Annotated in this window: 20 protein-coding genes; 11 read left to right on the top strand and 9 right to left on the bottom strand. The window is 37.3% G+C overall.

Translation table 11 applies throughout. The annotated features are described in order from the left end of the window. Positions 1 to 27 precede the first annotated feature (27 nt). From argB to dnaK, 3 genes are all read right to left on the bottom strand, one after another. A complete protein-coding gene (gene argB / locus QWU_RS02840; protein ID WP_006590025.1) occupies positions 28 to 933 on the bottom strand; it encodes an acetylglutamate kinase in 906 nt (301 codons plus the stop codon). Between the two features lie 860 nt (positions 934 to 1,793). Then, a complete protein-coding gene (dnaJ, locus tag QWU_RS02835; protein ID WP_006590024.1) occupies positions 1,794 to 2,939 on the bottom strand; it encodes a molecular chaperone DnaJ in 1,146 nt (381 codons plus the stop codon). A gap of 158 nt (positions 2,940 to 3,097) precedes the next feature. Continuing rightward, positions 3,098 to 4,990: a molecular chaperone DnaK gene (gene dnaK, locus QWU_RS02830; RefSeq protein ID WP_017196153.1), complete on the bottom strand. Its 1,893-nt coding sequence runs from the start codon at positions 4,988 to 4,990 to the stop codon at positions 3,098 to 3,100. 804 nt (positions 4,991 to 5,794) lie between these two features. Here dnaK and QWU_RS02820 point away from each other — a divergent pair. Then, on the top strand, positions 5,795 to 6,349 hold the full coding sequence (locus QWU_RS02820) for a copper chaperone PCu(A)C (RefSeq protein ID WP_017196151.1): 555 nt from the start codon (positions 5,795 to 5,797) through the stop codon (positions 6,347 to 6,349). 116 nt (positions 6,350 to 6,465) lie between these two features. On the opposite strand, the gene lysM is transcribed toward QWU_RS02820, so the two are convergent. Continuing rightward, positions 6,466 to 6,921, bottom strand: coding sequence for a peptidoglycan-binding protein LysM (gene lysM / locus QWU_RS02815; protein ID WP_006590021.1), 456 nt, complete (start codon positions 6,919 to 6,921; stop codon positions 6,466 to 6,468). 374 nt (positions 6,922 to 7,295) lie between these two features. On the opposite strand from lysM, the gene QWU_RS02810 reads away from it, so the two are divergent. The 6 genes from QWU_RS02810 to thpR all read left to right on the top strand — a co-directional run bounded on the left by QWU_RS02810 (position 7,296) and on the right by thpR (position 12,351). Next, entirely contained in the window at positions 7,296 to 8,018 is a 723-nt protein-coding gene (locus QWU_RS02810; RefSeq protein WP_006590020.1) for a response regulator transcription factor, read from the top strand. Between the two features lie 39 nt (positions 8,019 to 8,057). Then, positions 8,058 to 9,845 (top strand): sensor histidine kinase, encoded by a 1,788-nt coding sequence (locus QWU_RS02805; protein WP_006590019.1) that lies wholly within the window; start codon positions 8,058 to 8,060, stop codon positions 9,843 to 9,845. A gap of 21 nt (positions 9,846 to 9,866) precedes the next feature. Further along, positions 9,867 to 10,331 carry an HPr kinase/phosphatase C-terminal domain-containing protein gene (locus tag QWU_RS02800; RefSeq protein ID WP_006590018.1) on the top strand — a complete coding sequence of 155 codons (465 nt, stop codon included), beginning with the start codon at positions 9,867 to 9,869 and terminating at the stop codon, positions 10,329 to 10,331. Positions 10,332 to 10,462: 131 nt separating this feature from the next. Next, positions 10,463 to 10,852 carry a PTS sugar transporter subunit IIA gene (locus QWU_RS02795; RefSeq protein WP_006590017.1) on the top strand — a complete coding sequence of 130 codons (390 nt, stop codon included), beginning with the start codon at positions 10,463 to 10,465 and terminating at the stop codon, positions 10,850 to 10,852. A gap of 25 nt (positions 10,853 to 10,877) precedes the next feature. Beyond that, entirely contained in the window at positions 10,878 to 11,174 is a 297-nt protein-coding gene (locus QWU_RS02790; RefSeq protein ID WP_006590016.1) for an HPr family phosphocarrier protein, read from the top strand. Positions 11,175 to 11,811: 637 nt separating this feature from the next. After that, entirely contained in the window at positions 11,812 to 12,351 is a 540-nt protein-coding gene (thpR, locus tag QWU_RS02780; protein WP_017196149.1) for an RNA 2',3'-cyclic phosphodiesterase, read from the top strand. A 104-nt stretch (positions 12,352 to 12,455) separates the two neighbouring features. On the opposite strand, the gene grpE is transcribed toward thpR, so the two are convergent. Together grpE and hrcA are read right to left on the bottom strand one after the other, a co-directional pair. Continuing rightward, a complete protein-coding gene (gene grpE / locus QWU_RS02775; protein WP_006590014.1) occupies positions 12,456 to 13,118 on the bottom strand; it encodes a nucleotide exchange factor GrpE in 663 nt (220 codons plus the stop codon). Between the two features lie 123 nt (positions 13,119 to 13,241). After that, positions 13,242 to 14,312, bottom strand: a complete 1,071-nt coding sequence (hrcA, locus tag QWU_RS02770; RefSeq protein WP_006590013.1) for a heat-inducible transcriptional repressor HrcA — start codon at positions 14,310 to 14,312, stop codon at positions 13,242 to 13,244. A 314-nt stretch (positions 14,313 to 14,626) separates the two neighbouring features. Here hrcA and rdgB point away from each other — a divergent pair, with 314 nt between their 5' ends. Both rdgB and hemW read left to right on the top strand, forming a co-directional pair. Beyond that, positions 14,627 to 15,274 (top strand): RdgB/HAM1 family non-canonical purine NTP pyrophosphatase, encoded by a 648-nt coding sequence (rdgB, locus tag QWU_RS02765; RefSeq protein ID WP_017196148.1) that lies wholly within the window; start codon positions 14,627 to 14,629, stop codon positions 15,272 to 15,274. Beyond that, positions 15,271 to 16,470: a radical SAM family heme chaperone HemW gene (hemW, locus tag QWU_RS02760; protein ID WP_006590011.1), complete on the top strand. Its 1,200-nt coding sequence runs from the start codon at positions 15,271 to 15,273 to the stop codon at positions 16,468 to 16,470. The genes rdgB and hemW overlap by 4 nt, the downstream gene beginning before the upstream one ends. 102 nt (positions 16,471 to 16,572) lie before the next feature. On the opposite strand, the gene dapE is transcribed toward hemW, so the two are convergent. From dapE to QWU_RS02745, 3 genes are all read right to left on the bottom strand, one after another. Beyond that, entirely contained in the window at positions 16,573 to 17,745 is a 1,173-nt protein-coding gene (gene dapE, locus QWU_RS02755; protein WP_006590010.1) for a succinyl-diaminopimelate desuccinylase, read from the bottom strand. A 217-nt stretch (positions 17,746 to 17,962) separates the two neighbouring features. Further along, the gene (locus QWU_RS02750) at positions 17,963 to 18,706 is read right to left on the bottom strand and encodes a M48 family metallopeptidase (RefSeq protein WP_006590009.1); all 744 of its coding nucleotides are present in this window, start codon (positions 18,704 to 18,706) and stop codon (positions 17,963 to 17,965) included. Between the two features lie 33 nt (positions 18,707 to 18,739). After that, on the bottom strand, positions 18,740 to 19,522 hold the full coding sequence (locus tag QWU_RS02745) for an alpha/beta hydrolase (RefSeq protein WP_006590008.1): 783 nt from the start codon (positions 19,520 to 19,522) through the stop codon (positions 18,740 to 18,742). A 179-nt stretch (positions 19,523 to 19,701) separates the two neighbouring features. Here QWU_RS02745 and infC point away from each other — a divergent pair, with 179 nt between their 5' ends. After that, entirely contained in the window at positions 19,702 to 20,220 is a 519-nt protein-coding gene (infC, locus tag QWU_RS02740) for a translation initiation factor IF-3 (RefSeq protein ID WP_026017278.1), read from the top strand. A 212-nt stretch (positions 20,221 to 20,432) separates the two neighbouring features. Beyond that, entirely contained in the window at positions 20,433 to 22,199 is a 1,767-nt protein-coding gene (locus QWU_RS02735; RefSeq protein ID WP_006590006.1) for an ABC transporter ATP-binding protein, read from the top strand. The last annotated feature ends 747 nt before the right edge of the window (positions 22,200 to 22,946 follow it).

Genomic DNA, 22,946 nt, shown 5'->3' with positions numbered 1-22,946 from the left:
TGTCTTCCTTCAATTCTTCTCTATACCTCATGAAACAATAAGTGTTCCGACTCCTTGTTCGGTAAATAATTCTAGCAAGACAGAATGGGGAGTTTTGCCGTTTAAAATAACAACACCTTCCACACCATTTTGAAGGGCTTTTATACAAGTTTCCACTTTCGGAATCATACCTCCTGAAATTATTCCATTTTTAATAAGACTTTCAGCTTCAGAAATTGTTAACTCCTTTAAAAGTTTACCCTGTTTATCTAAAACACCAGGAACATCTGTTAGAAACAAAAGGCGTTTGGCCTCTAATGCACCGGCAATGGCTCCAGCAAAAATATCGGCATTAATATTATAGGTTTTGCCATCACGACCTGGAGCGACAGGAGCAAGAACTGGAATCATCTCAGAACATGCCAAGAGATCTAACAATGTACGATCAACTTCAACAGGTTCACCAACAAAACCTAAATCTAAAACACGTTCAATATGTGAATCGGGATCAATGACCGTTTTATAAGCCTTTTCGGCAAAAACCATATTGCCATCTTTGCCGCACAACCCTATTGCCCATTCACCCTCTGCATTGATAAGAGCGACTATTTCCTTGTTTATGGAGCCTGCCAAAACCATTTCAACCACTTCCACGATCCGCTCATCGGTTACGCGTAAACCATTTTCAAACCGTGACTCGATTCCCATTTTCATCAAAATTTCTGCAATTTGAGGTCCACCACCATGAACGACAACGGGGTTAATTCCTGATTGCTTTAACAAAGCAATATCACGCGCAAAAGCTTGCCCCAAAGCAGGATCACCCATAGCGTGACCACCATATTTTACAACGACGGTTTCATTTTCATATTTTTGCATATAAGGTAAAGCAGACGATAAAAATGCTGCTTGTTTTTCAAAAACATCTTCAATATTATTTTCAACTTTATCCATCAAAAGAGCCTCCTCATTACTTTTTATCTCCCCTTAAGTAGAATTCAAAAAAAGTGAAAACAAATTTTATTCTATCCATCCCACTGAAAAAGCTTATTTTTTTAAATTATTATCAAAGCTATAATGAGATGAATAAGGCAGCTTTCTTAAAACAATTAGAATCTAAAATTAAACAAAATATATGTATAAAATGTCATTGTTGTATGACCTTATGTTAAATGAAAGCAGCATTCAGAAGAACTTTTAAGTCACGTCCATATAAATTAAACTTCCTGATTTACTCTTGGATCTTTAACAATGAATAAGAAGATATACAACCATTGATTTTATAAGATGAAAATGACTCTATCGTTTATCTATCTTTCTTTTTTCCCCAATCATTGAAAACAAAAAATATCAATTAAATGATTTATTTTCACGAATGTTATAGAAAGATACAATACATTGATTTATCATGATAAATTATCATTTTTAACTTAAATGTGACCTCGCATGCAGGAATATTTTCTCCATTTCCAATTATTTTGATGATGAATCAATAAAAGTAGTTGCAACAATGGAAAGTCTTTAAACAAATAATCGTATCGATTTATTATAACATCACATTAGAAAATCTGTAACGAGATCTTGCTTTGTACTCTCATCCAAAATAGACAAATTCCCTTGAAAAGAGCCGTAACATTATCTCAATCCATAAATAACAATAAAATAGCATCCTAAAATATCCGTCCCTTTTTTCTTTAAGAAACTTCAAAAAGAAAAAATGCTAATCTTTGCAAAGATTAGCATGCAATAGAAAACTTAATGAAAATAACCTTATCAGCATACTTTTTTCCATAATAAATGCTCGCGCATATTCATTAATTTTGTCTAGAAATATTTTCAAAAAATTCCTTCATACGTGAAAAGAAACCATGGGATTGTGGTGAATTCTCATGATTTGAAAGCGTTTCAAATTTTTGCAATAATTCACGCTGTTCTTGTGTTAATTTCTGTGGTGTCTCAATCGTGATATGAATATAAAGGTCACCCCTTGTCTGCTGACGACGCAACATGGGCATACCTTTTCCCTTAAGTCGGAATTGACGTCCATTTTGTGTCCCTTCTGGAACCTTCACACGCGCCTTGATACCATCAAGGTCAGAAACCTCAAATTCACCTCCTAAAGCAGCGGTAACCATTGAAATAGGAACACGACAGTGAAGATCTGCTCCTTCTCGCTGAAAAAATTCATGTGATTTAATGGAAAGAAAAATATAAAGATCACCGCTAGGACCACCACGAATGCCAGCATCTCCTTCACCAGAAAGGCGAATACGCGTACCATCTTCAATACCAGCTGGAATATTTACGCTCAATGAACGTTTTTTTTCCACTCGTCTTGTCCCCTGACATTTCGGACATGGATCTGTAATCGTTTCACCACGTCCATGACATGTAGGACATGTTCGCTCAATAGAAAAAAAACCTTGGGCAGCACGCACACGACCAGCCCCATGGCAAGTTCTACAAACTTGTGGCTTAGAACCCTTTTTTGCACCCGATCCTTCACAAGCGTCACAAGTAACAGAACTAGGAATATTAATTTGTGCAGTTTTTCCTGAAAATGCCTCTTCCAAGGTCACTTCCATATTATAACTCAGATCTGCACCACGCTCGCGCCCATCACTACGCTTACGGTGCGCGCCTCCCATAATTTCGCCAAAAAAATCTTCAAAAATGTCAGAAAATCCACCACTGGCTGCAAAACCACTAAAGGGATTTGCTCCCTCGTGGCCATTATTTTCAAAAGCCGCATGACCAAATCGATCATAAGCAGCACGCTTTTGAGGGTCTTTGAGAACCTCATAAGCTTCGCCGATTTCCTTAAATTTCCGCTCTGCCTCTTTATCTCCTGCGTTGCGATCAGGATGATATTGCATCGCTAACCTACGAAAAGCAGATTTCAGCTTTTTATCATCACATTCGCGAGTCACGCCAAGAATTTCATAATAATCAACCTTCATCATGTATTCCTGATAGTTTTTTGTTATCCATCTTCATGGATAAGGTTTGTTTTCAATTTATATTTTTAGCTACAAAGTTGCAACTTATCTCAAATAACAAAGCCCAGCCTTATATCTCAAAGGCTGGGTTTATTGATTGATCAATACATTTGCTTACACTATTTCTTCTTATCATTAATTTCTTCAAAATCAGCATCAACAACATCGTCATCTTTGGCATCTGTTTCAGTGTTATCTGTTGCTGCTTGTGAAGCTTCATACATCGCCTGTCCAAGCTTCATACTGACTTCTGCCAATTTCTGCATTTTTGCTGTCACTTCTTCAGTATCACTGCCATCAAGCGCAGACTTTAAATCAGATATCGCAGTTTCAATCTGTTGCTTTTCTTCAGTTGATACCTTATCGCCATATTCATTTAATGACTTTTCAGTTGAATGGATAAGAGTTTCCGCTTGATTTCTAGCTTCCACACCTTCACGGCGCTTTTTATCCTCAGCCGCATGCTCTTCCGCATCCTTTACCATTTTTTCTATATCAGCATCACTTAAACCACCTGATGCCTGAATACGAATTTGATGTTCTTTACCGGTTCCTTTATCCTTAGCCGAAACATTTACAATACCATTCGCATCAATATCAAAAGTAACCTCAATCTGAGGCATACCACGCGGTGCTGGTGGAATACCAACAAGATCAAATTGGGCCAACAATTTGTTATCGTTAGCCATTTCGCGTTCACCTTGGAAAACACGAATAGTCACAGCATTCTGATTATCATCAGCTGTTGAAAAAACTTGCGATTTTTTCGTTGGGATAGTGGTATTGCGTTCAATAAGACGCGTAAAAACTCCACCCAATGTTTCAATACCCAAAGATAAAGGTGTTACATCCAAGAGCAATACGTCTTTTACATCACCCTGCAATACTCCCCCTTGAATGGCAGCTCCCATTGCAACAACTTCATCGGGATTAACACCTTTGTGTGGATCTTTGCCAAAGAAGCTCTGCACAACTTCTTGAATCTTGGGCATACGTGTCATACCACCCACTAAAACAACTTCGTCAATCTCGCCCGCTTTTAATCCTGCATCTTTCAATGCGGCTTTACATGGCTCAATAGTGCGCTGAACCAAATCATCAACGAGAGATTCAAATTTTGCTCGCGTTAACTTCATCGTTAAGTGCTTGGGACCAGATTGATCAGCGGTAATAAATGGTAAATTGATTTCCGTTTGTTGTGAAGAGGAAAGTTCAATCTTTGCTTTTTCTGCTGCTTCTTTTAGGCGTTGCAATGCAAGTTTATCATTCTTCAGATCAATCCCTTGTTCTTTCTTGAATTCATCGGCAAAATAACCGACCAAGCGCATATCAAAATCTTCACCACCTAAAAAGGTATCTCCATTGGTTGACTTAACTTCAAAAACACCATCTCCGATTTCAAGCACAGAAATATCAAACGTGCCGCCACCAAGGTCGTAAACAGCAATAGTTTTTCCGTCTTTTTTATCCAAACCATATGCTAAAGCAGCGGCTGTTGGCTCATTGATAATCCGCAAAACTTCAAGTCCAGCAATTTTACCTGCATCTTTAGTAGCTTGACGTTGTGCATCATTGAAATACGCAGGGACCGTAATAACCGCTTGCTCGACTTTTTCACCAAGATAAGACTCGGCTGTTTCTTTCATCTTTTGCAAAATCATCGCTGAGATTTGTGAAGGAGAATATTTCTTACCCGCTTCTTCAACCCACGCATCACCATTGTCACCTTTAACAATCTTATAAGGCACGAGCGCTTTATCTTTTTCAACCATTGGGTCGTCAAAACGCCGACCAATCAATCGCTTAACTGCAAAAACTGTTCCTTCAGGGTTTGTTACCGCTTGCCGCTTAGCAGGTTGCCCAATAAGCCGCTCTCCCCCATCAGTAAAGGCAACGACCGAAGGCGTTGTCCGCGCTCCTTCTGAATTTTCAATAACCTTTGCATTTTTGCCATCCATGACAGCAACACAAGAGTTCGTTGTCCCTAAATCAATACCAATTACTTTTGCCATATTATATTCTCCATTTCAGCAAGCTACCTCAACCTTCATCAAGCATTTCTCGAAGACAGCTCCTTATAACACTAAAAGCCTGCACCTCACTTCAAATTACACAAACATAAACTACAAGTCGCAACAAGCCTTTCTGCCTCGTATATAAGAACAGGCTCTTATCGCTACAAGAGAGTCAAGAAAGAAACATTCTTAAAATAAAAATTTTCTTTTAAAAGAGGCATCCTACTCACACGCGAACGCCCTTTTTACTGATAAGGTGAGCATCGTAACATATTTTTCTCACTATGTTCACAAACATATCAACCTACTAGAATTGGAAAAATAATATTGCACCTTTTTCCTTAATCCTTCATAGCCATATGGGATCATGATAGGGAATTTAAATATCACAAGCTCTCTTAAAAAAATATCTAGAATAACCATTTTTTATATGATTCATAAACGTAATATTTTTATACAACCTCATCTATAATGTTAAACCCTATCTTTCTCAATATACCGTTTGTTAAGATATTATCTGTTAATTTACTCTCCAACAATTCTGCTTTTGAAAGCTTAAGTTATTGCTCATTCAAAAACTAAGCTTTGAATATACCCAATCTTACCTTATTCTGCAGATTAAATCCATAAATAGAGCGAAAAATTCCCTTTTTCTTCAATGTACCATTAAAATCCAAGAGCTCCATACCTCCTCTCTTTGATTCATATAACTCTAATAATTCTTTGTTTTATTTTGAATAAAAACTCTGCTAAAAATAAAAGAGAGTGTTCAAAAGTGAATCTGAAAAGGAGGGTGAATCAATGATAATATTTATCATCGAGAAAACAAAGAAACTTGTATCCCAATATACAACTTACGCACAACATCTATTCAAAAAAGTTGTTACAAATATCGTGTGGGTTCTTTTTTTTGCTTGTATAGCCTACCCTGCAACCGCGCAACAATATAAAGTAGGAGACATAGAAATCCTTCATCCTTGGACACGTGAAACACCTAGAGGTATAAAAGTTGGCAGCGGTTATCTCTATATTATTAATCACAGTAATCTGCCAGATCGCTTAGTTTCTGTTTCAACAAAAGGGGTACAGACAACAGAAATCCATTCTATGGCAGTTGTTAATGACATTATGAAAATGGAAAAAATGCACTATGGTATTGAAATTCCAGGCAATGGTGAAATCACCCTTAAGCCTGGTGGTGATCATATTATGTTCATGGGGCTTTCAAAACCATTCAAACTCGGTGAAAAAATCAGTGCAAAATTGACGTTTGAGAAAGCAGGAACAATTGATGTTGATTTCTCTGTAAACGCTATAGCAGGAAAAACATCTGCAAAATCAGTGCATCATCACTAAGTTTTTTCATTTCTATTCAATTAATTAAGGAGCGTGAGAAAATTTCCATGCTCCTTATTTCGTTTAATAGTATAAACAAACTGTAAAGAAATAAAAAGTTTATTCTCTTTCTTCATTTAAGCGCGATTAAGTTCAGGAATACGCAAAACTTGTCCAGGATAAATTTTATCAGGAGATTTTAGCATCGGCTTATTGGCTTCAAAAATAAATGTGTTTTTATCACCTTGCCCTTTTCCATAAACCTTTTCGGCAATCTTCCAAAGATTATCACCAGATTTAACCTCATAAAAGTGAGAAGCTTTTACAGGTACAGCATCTGTAACCTTTAATTGATCAATATCAACAGAAGATATACCTTGCGAATTACCAACAACCAAAAGCGCTTTTTCAAGTGTTTCTCTATCTGGAACTTCACCACTTAAAATAGCTTTACCATTTTCAACCTGAATGTCCACTCTTTCTGTACCAAGTTGGAAATTCTTGAATGCAGCTTTAAAATCCCTTTCTTCTGGTTCATGATTTCCAATACCAAGCTTTTCACCAACTGTTTTAATAAAATTAAATAATCCCATTATGGTCTCCTTTCGTGTAGTGGAAATAATTTTTTTGCATATATGTCACTATACTCTTTTCTTTGCTGTTAAAAAAAGATAGGCGATTTTTCTAAACTTCAACAATCAAAAACAAACTTGTTTAATTCTGGAATAAAACAATACTAAATTTTGTAAAAAACACATCGACGCAAATTTTCTTTTAAACGAAGGGATCTTTACATGCATAAAAGCATTATAAAATTGCAAAGATAAGACAAGATTTTACCGTAAAAGTGAAAGGGGGTTTACTTTGCTACAATTTGTACCACATTTGTTTTGCAAAAAAAATGTGAACTCCCATATAAATAGCGTGGATAGTTTGCTATCATAGCAATAGAAAGGTCTAAGAAGCCATGAAAGATACACCAACGATCACGCAAACGATTGTACTTGTTGATGATGATCGCAATATTTTGACATCTTTATCTTTTGCGCTTGAGACAGAAGGCTATCGGGTTGAAAGCTATACAGACGGAGCATCTGCACTCAAAGGTTTAACACTCCATCCCCCACATTTAGCTATTTTTGATATTAAAATGCCCCGAATGGATGGAATGGAGCTTTTGCGTCGATTGCGTCAAAAATCTGATATCCCTGTTATTTTTCTCACTTCTAAAGATGATGAAATTGATGAACTGTTTGGTCTTAAAATGGGAGCAGATGATTTTATTACAAAACCTTTCTCCCAACGTCTTCTCATTGAGCGTGTCAAAGCTATTCTGCGCCGTTCCAATGCGCGCAATCAACCTCTTGCAACAGGAACTTCTCCCACGTCTTCTCTCAAGCGCGGAGATCTGGTGATGGATCAAGAGCGTCACACCTGTACATGGAAAGATAAACCTGTTATTTTAACCGTCACAGAATTTTTGATTCTACAGACCCTAGCACAAAGACCAGGAGTAGTAAAAAGTCGTGATGCTTTGATGGATGCTGCTTATAGTGATCAAGTCTATGTAGATGACCGCACCATTGATAGTCACATTAAACGTCTGCGTAAAAAGTTTAAACAAGTGGATGATGATTTTGCGATGATTGAAACACTTTATGGTGTAGGCTATCGTTTCCACGAGGTATGAAACTATTTTGTCGCAAAAGTTTGAACAGCGATCAAATCGATGACAAAAGATTCTCAACTGGAAACTCTGCAAAAAACAACAAAAAAAAGTGGTATTTCACCAACGCTGTTTCCTATGTCTGCCCATTTGCATCTTCGAATACAGCGTCTTCTTAGGCAATTGTTTTTTTCCAGTCTCACACGACGCATTGTCATATTAAATATTGCTGCTCTTGCTGTTCTGGTTACAGGGATTTTATACCTGAATCAATTTCGTGATGGGTTAATCGAAGCAAAAGTTAAAAGTTTATGTACCCAAGGAAAAATTATCGCTGGAGCCATTGCCGCTTCTGCAACAGTCGATACCAATTCTATTCTTATTGATCCTCAAAAACTTTTAGAATTACACGCTGGAGAAAGCGTTACCCCAGCACCTCAATCAACCGACTCTTGGGACTTTCCTATTAACCCTGAACAAGTTGCTCCCCTTTTACGACGCCTTATCGCACCCCAAACAACAAGAGCGCGTATCTATGATCGTGATGCAACTCTCCTTCTTGATTCGCGCGTTCTTTATTCTAGTGGTGAAGTTTTTAGCTATGACTTACCTCCACTTAAAACGGAACAAAACATGTGGGAACGCCTCACTTCATGGTTTTCACGTACATTTGAGGGCAATAATATTGCTCTTGATAGAGAACAAATAAAAAACAATGGTATTGCTTACCCAGAAGTGTATAGAGCATTAAACGGATCTCTTGCTACTGCTAAACGACGTAACAGACAAGGTCAATTAATCGTTTCTGTTGCCGTTCCTGTTCAGCGCTATCGTGCAGTGGTTGGAGCACTTCTTCTTTCAACAACGGGTTCAGATATTGATAACATTGTAAAGGGCGAAAGACTGGTTATTTTTAAAGTTTTTGGTGTGGTAGGGAGTGTGCTTTTGGTCCTTTCTCTCTTTTTAGCTCATACGATTGCCCATCCCTTAAGCAAATTATCTGCCTCTGCCAACCGTGTGCGTAATGGCAACAATAAGCGTGTAGAAATTCCTGATTTTTCAATGCGTGAAGATGAAATTGGTCATCTTTCTACCTCTATTCGTGATATGACCAATGCCCTTTATATGCGTATTGAAGCCATTGAACGCTTTGCTGCTGATGTAAGCCATGAATTAAAAAATCCGCTTACCTCATTACGAAGTGCTGTTGAAACACTCCCACTGGCTAAAAATGAAGAAGCACAGGAACAGTTATTTGAAATTATTCAACATGATGTGCGTCGTCTTGATCGTTTGATTACTGATATTTCTGATGCTTCACGGCTGGATGCAGAGCTTGCTCGCGAAACCGCACAGATCGTTGATATGACATTGCTCTTGGAAAGCCTTGTTCATGCTGTCCAAGAAGTATATCGTAATACGCAAACTATTGATATAAGCCTTAATATTGTCCCGCGTCCTCATGGAAAAGCCTATCTCGTATTGGGACATGAACTCCGTTTGGGACAAGTTATGTCTAATCTTATTGAAAATGCCCGTTCCTTTATTCCCCATGAAAGCGGTAAAATTTGTATCACTATGAAAAGTCATGGTTCAGCCCTCATTTTAACTATTGAAGACAATGGACCTGGTATTCGCTCAGAAAATATTGAACGTATTTTTGAACGTTTCTATACTGATCGACCAAATGAAGATAGTTTTGGTCAAAATTCAGGCCTTGGCCTTTCTATTAGTCGGCAAATCATTGAAGCCCATAATGGGACAATTAAAGCTGAAAATGTTTTTGATCCAGAACTTGGAAATAGTAAAACTGGTGCGCGTTTTATTATTATGCTTCCTCTCGCTAAATGAATCTTTATCCAAAGAAAAAGCATGACAACAAAAAATGAAATACTGCACGCAAATTGTCTTCAACTGGGAGGAAAAGGGCTGTTGATTATAGGTCCATCAGGATCAGGAAAATCAACCCTTACCCTTTCTTTGCTTGAACGTGCTGAATGGTCAAAACGTGAAGCAAAACTTATCAGTGATGATTATACAATGCTTCGTGTGGAAAACGGAAAACTTCACGGATATACTCCTGAAGGTTTGCAGGGTGGTATTGAAATTCGCGGTGCTGGCCTTTATATGATAGATTTTGAAAAACAAACGATTATTGATTGCGTTATTCTTCTTGGCCCTGAATATGAACGTTTTTCCACAAATAAAACTTTTCAATTTGCAGATCTACATATTCCTCTTTTGAAACTCCCAAGCCTTCATGAAGCCGATTGTACAGCTATTTGTCAGGCTATTGAAGCATTCTTTTTTAGAAAAATATGGCATAAATCGGTCTAATTTTATTCAAATATAAAAAAATCTTTACTTTTGCCTTTTTTTGTAAATTTTTCTTGGCAGCAGGATAAACCTTTGTAAAATATACTTTCCACCAATGCGGTTGGATTTTTAGTGAACAGGAGTTTGTGTACATGATTGGACTCGTGCTTGTAACGCACGGTGAACTGGCTATTGAATTTCTACATGCGGTGGAACATGTTGTTGGAACACAAGAAAAATTCGCAACAATATGCATCTACCCTGATGATGATATGGATCAGCGCCGAGGTGATATTATAGCCGCCGTTTCCTCTACAAATACAGACCATGGTGTCATTATATTAACGGATGTATTCGGTGGAACACCGTCAAATATAGCTATTCCTGCTATTGAAAAAGGACGTGTTGAAATGATTGCAGGTGTTAATTTGCCTATGCTTATTAAACTGAGCTCTATTCGCCAATGCCCTGATATTTCATTATCAGAAGCTTTAAAAATAGCACAAGAAGCAGGACGTAAATATATTAATGTACCAGTATAATTTTATAGCGGATAATTAAACACCAATGCTTTTCAAAGATCCTCTTCCCTCTAAAATAAGCCGTCATTTCAATATTTGTAATAAACGTGGGTTGCATGCACGTGCTTCTGCAAAATTTGTACAAACTGTTGACAACTTTAACGCCATTGTTGAGGTTGAAAAAGATGGGAAAATTGTTGGCGGTTCATCCATTATGGGGCTTATGATGTTAGCAGCCTCCTCCGGTTGTAACCTTACTATCCGGGTATCAGGACCAGAAGCAACTGATGCTCTCGATGCTCTTGAAAAGCTTATCAACAATAAATTTGGAGAAGAAAACTAAAGCTTTTCACAAAAAAGGATGATGATTATTCTTAAAATAAGGAGAAATTTCTTCAATCATTGTATTGATTTGCGCCCCTATTTTTCCCTTTAAAATATCTGCGTTCATATCCATTATAGATTAGCTGTATAGTTATCATAAGCATAACCCGTTTTGTATACAATATTTGTGTTCACAATCTTTCCCAAAAATATATGATAAATTTGAATATTTACCGTGTATTATGGTTGTGATTACAATCTAACACATATGCTTGAATATTTACAAAAAAGAGAAACATTCACTTTTTGCTGGATATGCCAGCTTTTAAGCTGCTTTAGACAAATATAAAGATAATCACATAAATCAGAAGTTTATCAACTTTCCTTATCTTAGATTGTATTTGTAGTGTTTATCATGAAAGTACAAAGCAATCCTGCACTGTACATCTTTGTAATAAGACGCATGCAAATATGGCCTTTGTTGGCATCATGGCCATTCTTTTAAGATTCATAAGCTTTACGCAATTTAATTATTGTAGACATTTTTTAAACATTATTTTTCTACATCATTGCCTTATAATTAGCGCTATACACCCTTTACACTTATTGTTTGTCATTGTGCTTGTGGTAACGTTTTTTTACTGTAAGGAGATATCATGGACCGTTTGTTTAGTGCTCTTCAGATTCCTCAACAAACAACAGAAGAACTCATATCGTTGCAAAATGGTCTGCCAAACGCGCAGTGGATTAATCCGCAAAATTTTCACGTCACTTTGTCTTTTTTTGGTGAAGTTGAAAGTACTACAGAAGATGCATTTATGCGCGCCTTCGACACAATAAAGCTTCCTCCTTTTATGCTACAAATGAAAGGTTTTGAGGTTTTTGGTTCAGAAAATGCACCGCATTCCCTTGTTGTTCGTATTGAGCCTTGTGAAACTCTTAGCCTTTTACATGAAAAGATGCAATCTATTCGGAGCAGCCTGCACTTAATGCCTGATGAAAAACCATTTACTCCCCACATTACTATTGCGAGATTGCTCGATATTAAAGTTGAAGATCTTCCTCCTTATCTGTCTTCTCGGGGTGATTTTTTGTTTCCTCCTTTTGAAGTCAATCATTTTGTTTTATTTTCATCGCCATCTCCCTCAAGCGATGCCCCATATATTGTAAAAGGACATTGGATACTTCAAGGGTAAAGGGTGTTTTAACACCCTTTAAGAGCCCTTTTTTTAACAAGTGTCTTACGAATGAGAAATTCGTTTTTTAAGATCTATTTTTTTGTTAGAATATTTGATGTATTTTAAGCTGAATCAGATTCACTAGAAGGGTTTTTTGTTCCTCCTTTGGCTACACCCACTATAGCTGGGCGTAGAACGCGTTCACCGATAACATAACCTGCCTGTACAACTTGCTGAACAGTATTATCTGGCACATCAGGATTAGGAATTTCAAACATCGCTTGATGAAAATGAGGATCAAATTTTTGCCCTTCTGGGTGAATTTTCTGTACTCCGTGGCGTTCTAGAGCTGCTATCATCGCACGTTCAGTCATTTCTACACCTTCAGCTAATGTTTTCAAACCAGCATCATTCTCCTTTGCTCCTTCTGGAATCGCTTCCAAAGCACGATTAAGGTTATCTGAAACAGATAGCATGTCACGTGCAAAATTAGCAATTGAATAGGTCCTTGCATCCGATACATCACGCGCGGTACGGCGTCGAAGATTTTCCATATCTGCAGCAAGACGTAAAAGCTGATCTTTCAGCTCTTTATTTTCTTCCTGTAAAGCAATTACAGGATCAATAAATTCACTTTTTTCTTCTTCAACCTCTGCGCACGCCTCGGCTTTACGTGTTTTTAAAAACGCATCAGCGGCTTTTTTAAGTGCATCACGATCAGCTGGATTTTTTAAATCGCAATTTTCAAATGAAGCGTCAGTTAATTTGTTTTTTTCTTCAGACATAAAAATTCCATTCCTTCATAAGATTTGTTATTCTCGATATCGAAATTTTGCAGACAAAAATCAAGGGGTATCTACGTATCTTAATATAATGGGCATTTATAATACAAATGTTCACCTGAATGTTTAACGCAACAGTTGTGATACAAGTTGTGCCGTATAATCAACCATAGGAACAATCCTTGCATAATTAAGCCGTGTAGGCCCAATAACACCTAAAGCACCAATAACTTTTTGTTTTGAATCACGATAAGGTGCTACTACTAAAGATGAACCAGAAAGCGAAAACAATTTATTTTCTGAACCAATAAAGATACGCACTCCTGAACCTTCATCTGTTAAATCGAGAAGCTGCGCCATACTTTCACGTGTTTCAAGATCATCAAACAAATGCCGTAACCGCTCTAAATCTTGCTCTGCCTTCACATCTTCAAGCAAATTGCTGCGCCCACGCACAATAAGGTGTATTTTATGATCAGCATCTTCTCCTCCCCAAAGAGCTAAACCCGTTTCAACAAGATGATGAGACAAATGATCAAGCGCAGCTTGTGTTTCTGCACATAAACGCGCAATTTCTTCTTTCGCTTCACTTAATGTGCGTCCCTGAATATGAGCGTTGAGAAAATTCGTTGCTTCTGTCAATTGTGCATGGGTAACTCCTTCCGGTAAATGAACAATACGATTTTCAACCTCTCCTTGTTGCGTGACTAAAACAGCAAGAGCATGTTCTCTATCGAGGCGTACAAATTCAATATGCTTTAATGTCCCTTCATATTTTGTTGCTAAAACAAGCCCTGCCCCACGTGAAAGATCTGAAAGAACCCGACTTGCTTGAATGAGAAAATGTTCAACAGATTGTGCATGACCAGCCTCCTTGACTTGCGCTTCAATATTTTCGCGCTCCTCGCTTGGCAAGTCACCCGCTTCCATAAATGCATCAACAAAAAATCTTAACCCTGATTGTGTTGGCATTCGCCCCGCAGATACGTGCGGTGCATAAATCAAACCAAGATGTTCGAGATCACTCATCACATTGCGAATCGTAGCAGGCGACAATGTCTGTTGCAAAAGCTTTGAAAGATTTCGTGATCCTACAGGTTCACCATCATTCAGATAAGCCTCAACAATATGACGAAAGATATCACGCGAACGCTCATCAAGATATTTTAGTTCTTCATCAATAGGCTTGTGCTTCATTACAATTAATTCACTACTCTAAAAATACTTCCTTCTTATATAAGTTTTGTCAAGGTTTGGTCAAATAATCTAAAGTAGTGCAAAGGCACAGTATATATTTATCATAAAAAAATGCTATCATTAAAAATTAGAGTCTTTATGACTTTCCAATTATTATCCTTATCAAATACAAAAGATTTCATTTAAATGGAATAGCAATAAACATGCAAAAAGATCGGGTCTTGTAAAATCTTTTAAGATCCCTATCATGCGGTCACTTAAGCTAGTTTTCAGCATAAAAATAGCATCCCCCTTTCATTTCTGGAGAAATGTATATGAGAAGAATAGCAACAAAAAAACTCGTCATTGCCACACATAACAGCGGAAAATTGCATGAAATTACCACATTGGTCGCTCCTTTTGGTTTAACGATACAATCAGCAAAAGAGCTCGGATTACCGGAACCAAAAGAAACAGGAACAACATTTGAAGAAAATGCCTACATTAAAGCTTTTGCAGCAGCAAAAAATACAGGACTTCCGGCTCTTTCTGATGATTCTGGCATGGAAGTGGATGCATTGGGTGGTGCACCAGGTGTTTATACAGCTGATCTCGCTCTTCAACCCGATGGCACACGTAACTTTTCAAAAGCTATGCAAAAAGTAGAAGACGAACTCCAAAAAGTTGGAGCATATGAAAAAAGCCAACGGAAAGGTCGATTTATATCAGTTATCTGTATTGCATGGCCCGATGCTCATGCAGACTATTTCCGTGGGTGCGTTGAAGGTACTTTCATTTGGCCACCACGTGGAGACAAAGGTTTTGGCTTTGATCCTATTTTTTTACCAGATGGATATGAAAATACCTTTGGTGAAATGTCAACAGAGCAAAAACATGGCTGGAAACTCAATGATAAAATACCCCTCTCGCACCGTGCGCGTGCTTTCAAGCTTTTAGCAGAAAACCTTTTAACGCTCTCATGAATGAAGCTTTTGGCATTTATATTCATTGGCCTTTTTGCGCTACTAAATGTCCTTATTGTGACTTTAATTCACACGTTCGCGTCCGTGGCGTTGATCAACCACGCTTTGTAACCGCTTTTGAACGCGAAATAGAAACGCAATATTATAAAATAGGTCCACGTCATATTACAAGTATCTTTATTGGTGGGGGTACACCCTCTCTTATGACCCCTCAAACTGTTGATGCTTTATTGCAAGCACTTGCAAAAAAGTGGACGGTCGATGATAAAGTTGAAATCACACTGGAAGCTAACCCATCAAGTGTAGAAGCAGAACGCTTTCGCGGATACAGAGCGGCAGGAGTTAACCGCTTATCCTTGGGTGTACAAGCACTCAACGACAAGGCACTACGACAACTTGGCCGTCTCCATGATGTAAAACAGGCTCTTCACGCTATTGCTTTGGCGCGGAAAATCTTTCCACGTTTATCCTTTGATCTCATTTATGCCCGCCCCGAGCAAACACTCGAGCAATGGAAAGATGAACTTTTTCAAGCCATTGACTTGGCAGCAGATCATCTTTCTCTTTACCAACTGACTATCGAAGAAGGAACAGCTTTTAAACGGCTTCATGCCGCAGGAAAGCTTATCCTCCCCGCTTCAGAACTCGCAGCAGACCTGTATCATCTTACCCAAGAAATAACTACTACACATGGACTTCCAGCCTATGAAATCTCAAATCACGCAATCCCCGGTGCCGAATCAGTACACAATCTTCTCTATTGGCGTTATCATGAATATGCAGGCTTTGGACCTGGAGCTCATGGTCGCTTTATTGAGCACACACCAAATCACTCCTCTACCTCTTCAAAAGCACTTTCCTTTTCCATTGAAAGTCATGAACGTTATGTCACAATTAATGAAAAATACCCTGAACATTGGCTTGAATTAGTAGAAACTACGGGGCATGGCTGTGTTGAAACAGAACACTTGACCAGAGAGCAACAAGCAAATGAAATGCTTCTCATGGGATTGCGTCTTTGCGAAGGTTTGAATCTCACACGTTATACAACCTTAAACCCCAAGGGTTTACCAATGGAAAAGCTTATCGATTTACAACAACAAGGGCTAGTAGAAATGCTAGGAAACCAGCGCTTAAAAGCGACAAACAAAGGGCGTATCCTTCTTAATCACATTATCAACCAATTGGCAAACTAAAATTCTTATGAATTTGAGCTGCCTTCCCGTCAATTGCTATATAATATTCACGGTTTTTAATTTGTGGTAAAAAAATGTTTTAAAAAATAATCGCTTCTTTGTTTACGCAAAAAAATCAACAATGAAACGCTCATAAATAACGGTGAGAATTTCCAGTGCATCAAGAGTTACACACTCATCCACCATATGCATTGTTTGTCCCGGTAAACCAAATTCAACCACTGGGCAATAATCTTTGATAAATCGCGCATCTGAAGTTCCCCCTGAAGTTGAACATTCTGGTATACTCCCTGTTACGCTTCTAATAGCATTTGATAAAAGCTTAACGAGTTTATCATTTTTTGTCAAAAAAACATCTCCCAAACTTGGAATCCATTCCAGCTGATAGGAGGGGTATTGATCAGATTTGTTTTTTGGTTGTATTGAAGCAAGACGTTTTTCAATTTCTGCCATAAGCGTTTCTTTTGTCCAAAGATCGTTGTAGCGTATATTAAAATGGACAATTGTCTGTGCTGGAATAACATTTAATGCAGAATTACCCGTGTCAATGGTTGTTAATTCCAAATTACTTGGTTGAAAATTCTCTGTCCCTTGATCTAAAGCTGTTTGCGTCAAGGCTTGAATAAGTTTACCAGCTAAAGGCAGTGGGTTGGCTGCCCGCTCAGGAAAAGCAACATGCCCTTGGCACCCTTTAACGGTAATGACACCAGAAATTGATCCTCGGCGTCCAATCTTGATCACATCTCCAACAACTTTTACGCTTGTAGGTTCACCCACAATAGCTGCAGCCCATTTTTCACCTTTTTGTTCAGCCCATTTGAGAAGTTTGACTGTACCGTTAACAGCAGGACCTTCTTCGTCACCAGTAATCAAAAGGCTTACCATTCCTTTAATGGAGCGTTTTTCAAAAACTCGAGCAAGTGCTGCAACAAAACAAGCAATACCGCCCTTCATATCAACAGCGCCTCGTCCGTATAATTTCCCCTGATCTATAATAGCTTCAAAAGGAGGATAGGTCCAGTACTCTAATGGCCCTGGTGGCACAACATCCGTATGACCTGCAAACATAAGATGCGGCCCCTCTTCACCCATTTTGGCATAAAGATTTTCAACATCTTCCGTATTTTTATCGGAAAAAATAGGACGTTCAACACAAAAGCCCATTCTTTTTAAAAATTGTTCCAAAGTTGATAAGACACCCGCTTCATGCGGTGTAACAGAAGGGCAACGAATAAGCGCCTGTAATATCTGGAGTGGATCTGTAAGTACAGGCATAAGTGCTCTTTCAATCTGAATTTTAAGAATGCATAGAGATTATTAAGCTAAATTACAAAAAAGATAAAGTAAAAACATTGAAGACACTCAGCAAACCAAGCAGGGGAAGACAATATTGCTGAGGCTTCAATGAAATGCTCATCATGCGATGAGATATCTATACAATGAAATGCTTAGTAAAAAGTTCCGCTGAATATTATCTTTTTCAAATTTCTTTTTATACTCCCAACTTAGAGGAATGAAAATTGATTGCTTGCAGCTTATAACCATTTTCTTTTAGCCAAGTACGATATGTTTTACTGTTTGGGCAAAGTCTTTCACAAAGGTCCCAAAATTTTGGTCCGTGATTCATTTCAATAAGATGAGCAACCTCATGTGCAACAACATACTCAACAACTTCTTTTGGTGCCATTATAAGACGCCACGAGAAAGAGAGGTTTCCTCTTATTGAACAAGAACCCCAACGACTTTTCGTATCTTTATAACAAATTGACTTTACTTTACGCTCTACTTTATGTGCATAATGTCCCACTAATGGCGTTATAATGAGCGCGGCTTGTTTTTTTAACATATCAGCAACACGTCTTGGCAAATATTCTAATTGACCATAAACAATAATTTGAGGCTCTTGTCCCATATTCCCTGTAACGATTTCTGTTATCCCACGTCCCCTTTCATGCCTTATAGTATGTGCAACACCTAATATAGGAATCGTTGTTCCTTCTTTGAGATAAAAATTTTCATGAAAAATGTGTACGCGAGAAAGACGCGCCTCAATCCAAGATCGACGTTTTTCAATAAAATCTTGAATCAAACAAGAGCTTATTGCTGGCGGAGCTGTTACACAAATTTTCTGACCATTTGCATCAATCCGTAATGTAAGACGACGCGCATGCTTATGTTCGCGTACTCGTAGAGGTATCATGCGATTAGAGAAAATAAAATGTTCATAAACGGTCATATATTATGTCTTTATTATCAGTAAATATGCTCCTTATCCTGCATCAATTTGGTCTATTAATGACCTCAATACTGTCTCAAGGCGCTCTAAATCTTGTGGACGCGAAAAACGGTGATCGGCATCACGGACAAGTGTCAATGTCACATCATGTAAAGGCAAATGATTAAGTAAAGTTAATGTATGCTGATAGGGTATCTTGTCGTCTTCCATCCCTTGTAGAATGTGAATCGGACAGCCAACATCAAGGCACCCTCTCATAACACAATTGTCTCGTCCATCTTCAATTAACGCTTTTGTAAAGGGCATTGGCTCCTCATCATCATTATCCGCAGGTCGTTCAATATATCCCTTTTCTTCTAAAATTTTCCATTCCTCTGGCCCTAACTCTGGTTCTACTAAAGTTTGTGTAAAATCAGGAGCCGGTGCAATCAATACCATGCCAGCCAGCTTTTTGTTTTTCTGTGCTAGCATCATAGAAAGTCTTAATGCAATCCATCCCCCCATAGAGGAACCAATCAAAATTTGTGGTCCTTCACAATAGGTTTCAAAAATCGCTAAACTTTCGTTCACCCAACGCGAAATCGTACCTTGAAAAAAATCACCCCCCGATTCTCCATGACCAGAATAATCAAAACGCAAACAAGACAAATCACTCTTTTGAGCAAACTGATCAATCAACATCGCTTTGCTCCCCAACATATCGGATTGATAGCCAGAAAGCCAAACTAAACCAGGAGAATCATGGCCTTTGCGGTAGCGTACTGCAAGAGAAGTGCCTTCAAATGAAAAAAATTCGCAAGAAATATTTTGATCCATGATTTTTCTCCTTTATAAAACATTCTCATTAATAAAGGAAAAACTCCTATCCTCAAAATCATAAATCAAATATCAAAAAATCACGAATTTTAGTTGTTTTTCTGTGTATAATTGTATATCAAATAGTATTGTAGATGAATCAAAATTAAGGAGCATAAACCATTCGCAAACCGTTTAAAATAACACCTACCCAGAAAGACGGACCACGTTCAAATCAAGACATTCGGGTTTCTCGTGTTCAACTTATTAATGATGAAGGACAACATCAGGGGGTTGTTGCAATACAAGAAGCGCTTGCTATGGCTGCAGAAGCTGGGCTGGACTTGGTTGAAATTGTACCAAATGCTGAGCCTCCCGTGTGTAAAATTATTGATTTGGGTAAATTAAAATATCAGACCCAAAAAAAAGCAGCTGAGACACGTAAAAAACAAAAAAATATTGAAATTAAAGAAATTAAGATGCGTCCAAATGTGGATGTTCATGATTATGGCGTAAAGCTCAAGGCTATTCATCGCTTCATTAATAATGGTGATAAAGTGAAGATCACTTTGCGTTTTCGTGGTCGTGAAATGGCTCATCAAGATCTTGGATTAAAACTTCTTCAGCGGGTTAAAGAAGATACAAGTGAAATCGCTAAAATCGAATCTGAACCAAAACTTGAAGGCCGTCAAATGATGATGGTAATAGCAGCTAAGTGATTTTTTGTTGAAATTGTATATAGAATATCTAAAGTTGCAAATATAGCACGTTGTATAAGCATCACAGGGTTTTGTTGTGGTGCTTTTCAATTTTATAGTGAATGTGATTAACCTTTTGACTTCAAAAGAATATTTTCTCGAAAAAATTGAATAGCTTGAAGTTAGAATGCTTCGAGCTTGCATAAAATAATGATAAAATATAAAAACCTTTCATGATAAGAAAACAAATTTCTGCTTTTGATAAACATCTCATTATTCGTCTTTTACGAGAAAATTTTCATAAACATGCACGTTGGTATGGTGCTGCTATTTTTTCAATGATTATTATTTCTTGTACAACTGCTGCCAGTGCATGGATTATGCGTGATGTTGTCAATTATATCATTGATGGACAGAATTTTACCATGATTGCTTTGATTTCTAGCATCATCGCTTTCATTTTTATTCTCAAAGGAATCGCTACTTTTGCTCAAACTTACTTTTTAAGCAAAGCAGGCAACAGTATCGTGGCTGAACAACAGCGTAAAATTTATTCGCGCCTTATGGAACAGGGAGTCTCTTTTTATCATAATAATACTTCATCTGATCTTCTTGTCCGTGTGACCCATAATGCTACAGCAGTACGTAATATCATTGATACAATTATTACAACTTTTGTGCGTGATTTACTTTCCGTTAGTGGCTTATTGTTGGTCATGTTTATTCAAAATTTTACTTTAATTGCCATTACTTTAATAATAGGACCACTCGCTTTTTTAGGAGTCCGAATGGCTTTAAAACGTGTTCGCAGTCTTGTTGAAAAAGAACTCCTTTCGCTTGGTGAAATTATCAAAATTATACAAGAAAGTTCCACTGGTATTCGGGTTATCAAAGCTTTTTCATTAGAAGATCTCATGAAAAAACGTATGAACAGTGCCATTAATAATGTCGAAAAACAAGCCAACACTATTGCAACACTTCAAGCCATTACAAATCCGATTATGGAAACACTCGCTGGTCTTGCTATTGCGGGTATTATCTGTTTTTCTGGTTATCTTGCAACCAAACGTGCAGGCGTTCAAGGGGAATTTATGTCCTTTATTGTCGCATTGCTTCTCGCTTATGAACCTGCAAAAAGGCTTGCAAATGTACGAGTCAAAATTGAAGCTGGTTTGGTTAATATTCGTACAATGTTTGAGGTACTAGATCATCCTCTTGTGGTTATAGAACATGAAAATGCTAAAGATCTGGATAAAATTCAAGGAAGTATCCGTTTTGAAGATGTTTCTTTTGCATATGCAGATGAGAAAATGGTGTTGAAAAACATCAATCTAGAAATAGAACCTCAAAAAATGACAGCCTTGGTAGGGCCATCGGGTTCAGGAAAATCAACTCTTATTAACCTTATTATGCGCCTTTATGACCCAACAAAGGGACGCATTTTGATTAATGATCAAGATATCCGCTACACAACATTTCGTTCCTTGAGAAAGCTGATGGCTTATGTAGGGCAGGATACTTTTCTTTTTCAGGGAACCATTAAATATAATATCGGGCTTGGCAGAGAAGGTGCTAGTGACAATGATATTATTGAAGCAGCAAAAGCAGCCAATTCTCATGATTTTATTATGGAACTGCCAAATGGCTATGATACACAAATTGGTGATAATGGTTGTAATCTTTCAGGTGGACAGAAACAACGACTTGCTATCGCTAGAGCAATGCTTCATGATAGTGAAATTCTCATTCTTGATGAAGCAACAAGCGCATTAGATTCGCATACAGAAGCACAAATTAATGAAGCGCTTCATCACCTCACCAAAGGACGTACAACTATCATCATTGCTCATCGCCTTTCAACGATTGCTCGCGCTGATAAAATTATTGTTATAAAAAATGGTCAATTAATTGAACAAGGTAGCCCAAGAGAGTTGCTGACGAAGGAAAATGGTTTTTACAAAAAACTTCATAATATCCAATTCAAAAAACAGAAATTCTAATCTTTAAGCCTTAAATAAAGTAAAAAGAGGATGATTTCTCTTTACAAAAAAGTCAGAGACACCATGGGAAAGTATTCTATTTAAGTACAGCCATGAAAAAAATAGGGAAAAAACTTATCATAAAACTTCGTGCTGTAAGAAATATTTTGAAGCAATTTGTACATTTTGTTTTCACATTTGGGAGGGAAAATGATATTATTTAAGTACCTTAGCTTCTTAAAATGTTTTAAAATACTCATATGATTACTGGTCAAAATATTGACTTATAATAATAATCTATCATTTGCAATTTTAATGAGAGATTCAAATACTGCAAAATTCTCTCATTGAAGCCTTCTTTTGAAAAATTAAAAAATCATTTAAGAAAAGAGTAAAAATGAACTTTTTCAATGCAAAAGCCATAACAACATTGAGATATAGAAAATAAAATTATGATGCCGTGTTGTATTTCCATAAGCGTAAAAAATACTCACGCCTAATAAATTTTACATTTGTTTATGGATAATTCTGGTGAGATAGATTTGGGAATAACAGGAAGTGTAAAATGAGTATATGAATGAAAAGTACAATGATATGTTATTTTTCATAAAGAATGTGATCCTTATTAAAGCAATACGGTCAATAAAAAAACCGAAATATTCCAAGTATAGCTGCTTCTGTTATGGAATTCTTAGTCTATATTTCAATCTTTCTTTGAACGAGAGAGTTAAGTATATAAAATTTAAGCAATTGAAATTTGAAAATTTT

It is taken from the genome of Bartonella birtlesii IBS 325 (genome assembly GCF_000273375.1).
GTDB classification, from domain to species: Bacteria; Pseudomonadota; Alphaproteobacteria; order Rhizobiales; family Rhizobiaceae; genus Bartonella; species Bartonella birtlesii.
This window is presented reverse-complemented; position numbering and strand designations above follow the sequence as displayed.

What these genes read in the sequence shown, in the direction of transcription:
- argB (WP_006590025.1), bottom strand. Translation starts at nt 933, where the DNA reads ATGGATAAAGTTGAAAATAATATTGAAGATGTTTTTGAAAAACAAGCA.
- dnaJ (WP_006590024.1), bottom strand. Translation starts at nt 2,939, where the DNA reads ATGAAGGTTGATTATTATGAAATTCTTGGCGTGACTCGCGAATGTGAT.
- dnaK (WP_017196153.1), bottom strand. Translation starts at nt 4,990, where the DNA reads ATGGCAAAAGTAATTGGTATTGATTTAGGGACAACGAACTCTTGTGTT.
- QWU_RS02820 (WP_017196151.1), top strand. Translation starts at nt 5,795, where the DNA reads ATGATAATATTTATCATCGAGAAAACAAAGAAACTTGTATCCCAATAT.
- lysM (WP_006590021.1), bottom strand. Translation starts at nt 6,921, where the DNA reads ATGGGATTATTTAATTTTATTAAAACAGTTGGTGAAAAGCTTGGTATT.
- QWU_RS02810 (WP_006590020.1), top strand. Translation starts at nt 7,296, where the DNA reads ATGAAAGATACACCAACGATCACGCAAACGATTGTACTTGTTGATGAT.
- QWU_RS02805 (WP_006590019.1), top strand. Translation starts at nt 8,058, where the DNA reads ATGACAAAAGATTCTCAACTGGAAACTCTGCAAAAAACAACAAAAAAA.
- QWU_RS02800 (WP_006590018.1), top strand. Translation starts at nt 9,867, where the DNA reads ATGACAACAAAAAATGAAATACTGCACGCAAATTGTCTTCAACTGGGA.
- QWU_RS02795 (WP_006590017.1), top strand. Translation starts at nt 10,463, where the DNA reads ATGATTGGACTCGTGCTTGTAACGCACGGTGAACTGGCTATTGAATTT.
- QWU_RS02790 (WP_006590016.1), top strand. Translation starts at nt 10,878, where the DNA reads ATGCTTTTCAAAGATCCTCTTCCCTCTAAAATAAGCCGTCATTTCAAT.
- thpR (WP_017196149.1), top strand. Translation starts at nt 11,812, where the DNA reads ATGGACCGTTTGTTTAGTGCTCTTCAGATTCCTCAACAAACAACAGAA.
- grpE (WP_006590014.1), bottom strand. Translation starts at nt 13,118, where the DNA reads ATGTCTGAAGAAAAAAACAAATTAACTGACGCTTCATTTGAAAATTGC.
- hrcA (WP_006590013.1), bottom strand. Translation starts at nt 14,312, where the DNA reads ATGAAGCACAAGCCTATTGATGAAGAACTAAAATATCTTGATGAGCGT.
- rdgB (WP_017196148.1), top strand. Translation starts at nt 14,627, where the DNA reads ATGAGAAGAATAGCAACAAAAAAACTCGTCATTGCCACACATAACAGC.
- hemW (WP_006590011.1), top strand. Translation starts at nt 15,271, where the DNA reads ATGAATGAAGCTTTTGGCATTTATATTCATTGGCCTTTTTGCGCTACT.
- dapE (WP_006590010.1), bottom strand. Translation starts at nt 17,745, where the DNA reads ATGCCTGTACTTACAGATCCACTCCAGATATTACAGGCGCTTATTCGT.
- QWU_RS02750 (WP_006590009.1), bottom strand. Translation starts at nt 18,706, where the DNA reads ATGACCGTTTATGAACATTTTATTTTCTCTAATCGCATGATACCTCTA.
- QWU_RS02745 (WP_006590008.1), bottom strand. Translation starts at nt 19,522, where the DNA reads ATGGATCAAAATATTTCTTGCGAATTTTTTTCATTTGAAGGCACTTCT.
- QWU_RS02735 (WP_006590006.1), top strand. Translation starts at nt 20,433, where the DNA reads ATGATAAGAAAACAAATTTCTGCTTTTGATAAACATCTCATTATTCGT.